General features: G+C 73.7%; 3 protein-coding genes and 1 pseudogene. 3 read left to right on the forward strand and 1 reads right to left on the reverse strand.

Annotated features, from left to right (window positions below):
• The first annotated feature begins 367 nt into the window (after positions 1-367).
• Positions 368-1,567 carry a sensor histidine kinase gene (locus tag ACWCSD_RS48690; protein ID WP_449925994.1) on the forward strand — a complete coding sequence of 400 codons (1,200 nt, stop codon included), beginning with the start codon at positions 368-370 and terminating at the stop codon, positions 1,565-1,567.
• 90 nt (positions 1,568-1,657) lie between these two features.
• On the forward strand, positions 1,658-2,320 hold the full coding sequence (locus ACWCSD_RS48695) for a response regulator (protein WP_397156709.1): 663 nt from the start codon (positions 1,658-1,660) through the stop codon (positions 2,318-2,320).
• Here the strand turns inward: ACWCSD_RS48695 and ACWCSD_RS48700 are convergent.
• Positions 2,287-3,228, reverse strand: a complete 942-nt coding sequence (locus ACWCSD_RS48700; RefSeq protein WP_449925997.1) for an alpha/beta fold hydrolase — start codon at positions 3,226-3,228, stop codon at positions 2,287-2,289. The two genes, ACWCSD_RS48695 and ACWCSD_RS48700, sit on opposite strands and share 34 nt — an antisense overlap.
• A gap of 57 nt (positions 3,229-3,285) precedes the next feature.
• Here ACWCSD_RS48700 and ACWCSD_RS48705 point away from each other — a divergent pair.
• Positions 3,286-4,357: pseudogene (locus ACWCSD_RS48705) on the forward strand (excinuclease ABC subunit UvrA); the annotation flags it as partial.

Consider the following 4,357-nt stretch of genomic DNA (forward strand, 5'->3'; position numbering starts at 1 on the left):
GCATGCCGGTGTTCTCCTCGAACGGGACGGAAGGCGGGGGGTGTGGTCCGAGGCTGGCAGGCGGGCTCGCGGGCGGGCCAGCGGCCACGGGCTGACCTGCGGGTACGACTTTCGGATGAGGGGCCGAGATGTTCCTCCTTGCGGAGGATGGGGGGCGCCGGGGCGCGGCCTTTAGGGTGGGCGCATGACTCCGGCCGCCCGCCCGACCGCGCCGCCCCGCTCGACGGGCGACTCAACGATCGACTCGGCGGTCCGCCCAGTGGTTCGCTCGGTGATGGGTTCGGTGATGGGTTCGGCGGTCCGCCCAGTGAGTGGCTCGACTGTCGGCTCGGCGATCCGTTCGGCGATCCGTTCGGTGGTCGGCTCGGTGCCGCCTGTGGTTGCCGACGCGTTGCTGGCTGCTGTGATCTTCGTGGTCACTCTGGGGCCGGGCCGGGTGGCCGAGGGCGGCCCTGCGGTGCTGGCCCTGCAGGTGGCTCTGGTGGCGCCGCTGGTGTGGCGGCGGCGCGCCCCGCTGCTGGTGCTGTGCGTGATCGGCGGCACGGCCGCCCTGCAGTGGGCTATCGACGTGCAGCTTCCGGCCGACGCGGCGCTGCTGGTCGCGCTCTACACGGTGGCGGCCCGCCGTTCGTGGCGGGCGACGGTGGCCGCCGCGTTCGTGTTGGAGGCCGGGGTGGCGGCGGCCGCGGCGCGGTGGGCGCCGCCTGGCCGGATGCCGTTGACGGTGGCGGCGCTGAGCGCGATGTCGGCCGCCGCCCTGGCAGCCGGGCTGTGGGCGCGGGCCCGGCGGGCGTACGTCGCCTCCCTGGAACGCGACCGCGACCAGCGGGCACGTCTGGCGGTCGCCGAGGAGCGTGCCCGGATGACGCGCGACATGCACGACATCGTCACCCACAATCTGTCGGTCATGGTGGCGCTGGCCGACAGTGCCGCCTACGTCCACGACCGTGCGCCCGGTCAGGCTGTGGCCGCGATGGCGCAGATCGCCGACACCGGCCGCCAGGCGCTGCGTGACATGCGCCGCTCCCTCAGCACCGACCAGGACGCCGATCGAGCCACCGACGGAAGCGCCGGTCAGGGCGTCGACGGAGGTGTTGACGGAGGCGTCGGCCAGGGCATCGGCCAGGAGCAGGAGCCCGGCATCGCTCCGCTGCACCCGGCGCCCGGTATCGCCGACCTCGGCCCGCTGGCCGACCGGATGCGCGCCGCCGGCCTGCCGACCCGGCTGCGGGTCGACGGCGACCCCGCCGACGTCCCGGCCGCCGCGCAGCTCACCCTCTACCGGCTGGCTCAGGAGGCGCTGACGAACACGCTGCGGCACGCCCCAGGCGCCCGCGCGCACGTCCGGGTGCACCTGACCCGCCGGCGGGCCGACATCGAGATCACCGACGACGGCGGCCGTCCGGCGCCCCTGCGGCCCGCCGGACGGGGGCTGGCCGGGATGCGTGAACGCGTCGCCGCCTACGACGGCACCCTGCACGCCGGCCCGGCCCCCGGCGGCGGCTGGCGGGTCGCGGCCGTCCTCGACCTGACCGGCCCGGACACGAGCGGCCCGGACACGCGATGAGCCTCGACCTGACCGGCGCCCACCTGACCGGCCTCCACGCGAGCGGCCCGGACGCGCCATGATCCTCGACCTGACCGGCCCGGACGTGCCATGACCATCCGGTTGCTGATCGCCGACGACGAGGCGCTGTTGCGGATGGCCTTCCGCATGGTGCTGGACGCCGAACCCGACCTGCACGTCGCCGGTGAGGCCGCCGACGGCGAACAGGCCGCCCTGCAGGCCCGCCGGCTGCGCCCCGACGTCGTGCTCATGGACGTCCGCATGCCCGGCCTGGACGGCATCGAGGCCACCCGCCGGATCGTCCGCGACTGTCCCGCCTCGAAGGTGCTCATCCTGACCACCTTCGACCTCGACGAGTACGCCTTCGCCGGGCTCAAGGCCGGCGCCGCCGGGTTCCTGCCCAAGAACACCCCGCCCGCCGACCTGCTCAGCGCGATCCGCAACGTCGCCGCGGGCGAGGCCGTCCTGTCGCCGCGCGTCACCCGCCGCCTGCTGGACAGGTTCGCCCCCCAGCTCACCCCCGGCCCCCGCGAACAGCACCGGCTGCTGGACCTGCTGACCGCCCGCGAGCACGACGTGCTCGTCCAGGTGGCGCGCGGCCTGTCCAACGCCGAGGTCGCCGCCGCCCTGCACCTGGCCGAGGCGACCGTCAAGACGCATCTGAGCCGTGTGCTGCTCAAACTCGGGCTGCGTCACCGCGCCCAGGTCGTGGTGTTCGCCTACGAGAGCGGCCTGATCCGCCCCTCCTCATGACCCCTCTCCCCCCGGTGGACCAGCGCGGCGATCCGGGCGCTCACCTGCCGCCACACCCCCGGCGGGAACCCGTGTCCCATCCCCTCGACCAGCAGGAACTCCGCGCCCGGGATCGCCTGCGCCGTGGCCCGCCCACCGGCGGGGTCGGCGGCGGCGTCGGCCGCGCCGTGGATCACCAGCGCCGGCATCTCCAGCCGAGACAATCCTTCCCGCCGGTCGCCCGACCCGATCACCGAGGCCGCCTGTCGCAGCATGCCGGCCAGCGACCAGCCGCGGTCCCAGGCCCGCTCGGCCACGGCCCGTACCGCCTCCAGGTCGGCGGCCACGCCGTGGGCGCTCGCGCCGGCCACCATGCGCGCCACGTACAGCTCGCGGGTGGTCGGCGGCGGCCCCGGGACGCCGCGCGCGGCGCCGGGGCGCGCCGGTGGGGGTGTCATGCGGTCGCCGTGCGTGGACATGATCGAGGTGAGCGACCTGACCCGCCCAGGGTGGGCGACGGCGACCGCCTGGGCGATCATGCCGCCCAGCGACGCGCCCACCAGGTGGACGCTGTCCAGGCCCAGGGCGTCCAGCAGGCCCACGGTGTCGGCGACCAGATCGTCCAGCGTGTAGGCCAGCGAGGACAGGTCACCGGCCAGCGCCGCGGCGAAGTCCGGCTCGCCGGCGCCGTCGAAGTGGGTGGAACGCCCGCAGTCACGGCCGTCGAACCGGATCAGCTGCAGGCCGTGCCCGGCCAGCTCGGCGCACAACCCGTCGGGCCAGTTGATCAGTTGCCCGCCCGCCCCCATGATCAGCAGCACGGGCGGCGCGGCCCGGTCACCCAGCCGCTCGTACACGATGTCCAGCCCGGCCGGCCCGACCCCGGACGCCGTCTCCTCGCCCACTTCCTGCCCCACTTCCTGCCCCACTTCCGCCCCTTGCCGGCACGGACGGAAACTGTCGGCGCCCGTCGCTACCGTGACCGCATGGACGACAGCATCGTCATCACCGGCGCGCGCGTGAACAACCTCAAGAACCTGTCCCTGCGCATCCCCAAGAACCGGCTCGTCGTCTTCACCGGCGTGTCCGGCTCGGGCAAGTCGTCGGTCGTCTTCGACACCGTCGCCGTGGAGTCCCAGCGCCAGCTCAACGAAACCTACTCCTGGTTCGTCCGCAACCGGCTGCCCAAACACGAGAAGCCCGAGGCCGAGGCCATCGACAACCTCGGCGCCGCCATCGTCGTCGACCAGAAGCCGGTCGGCGGCAGCTCGCGTTCCACCGTCGGCACCATGACCGACATCCTGCCGATCCTGCGCGTGCTGTTCTCCCGCTACGGCACGCCCAGCGCCGGCTACTCCTACGCCTACTCCTTCAACGACCCCCACGGCATGTGTCCCGGCTGCGACGGCCTCGGCCGGGCCGTCCGCCTCGACCTCGACGCGCTGCTCGACCCGGGCAGGTCCCTCGACGACGGCGCCATCCGCTTCCCGCTGTTCGGGGTCGGCACGTGGCAGTGGCAGATCTACGCCCGTTCCGGCACCTTCGATCCGGCCAAACCCGTCGCCGACTACACGGAGGAAGAGCGCCACCTGCTGCTGCACGGCGGCGGCTTCACCGTCGAGGTCCACGGCAAGAACGGCACCCTCAACAAGGTCGACTACGAAGGCGTCGCCGACCGTTTCACCCGCCTCTACCTCAAACGCGACCTGTCGGGGCTCAGTGACAAGACCCGCGAGGCGGTCCTGGCCTTCGTCACCGAGGGCACCTGCCCCCAGTGCCGGGGCGCGCGTCTCAACCAGGCCGCCCTGGCCACCATGATCGGCCCCCACAACATCGCCGACCACGCCGCCATGGAGATCACCGACCTCATCGGCGTCCTGACCGGGCTCGGCAACCCCGTCGCCGACACCGCGGCCGCCGCGTTGCGCCGCATCGACCAGATCGGCCTGGGCTACCTCACCCTCGACCGCGAGACCACCACCCTGTCCGGCGGCGAGAGCCAGCGTCTGAAGACCGTCCGCCATCTCGGCTCCAGCCTCACCGGCATGACCTACGTCT

This window comes from Nonomuraea sp. NPDC001684 (assembly GCF_053596515.1).

What these genes read in the sequence shown, in the direction of transcription:
- ACWCSD_RS48695 (WP_397156709.1), top strand. Translation starts at nt 1,658, where the DNA reads ATGACCATCCGGTTGCTGATCGCCGACGACGAGGCGCTGTTGCGGATG.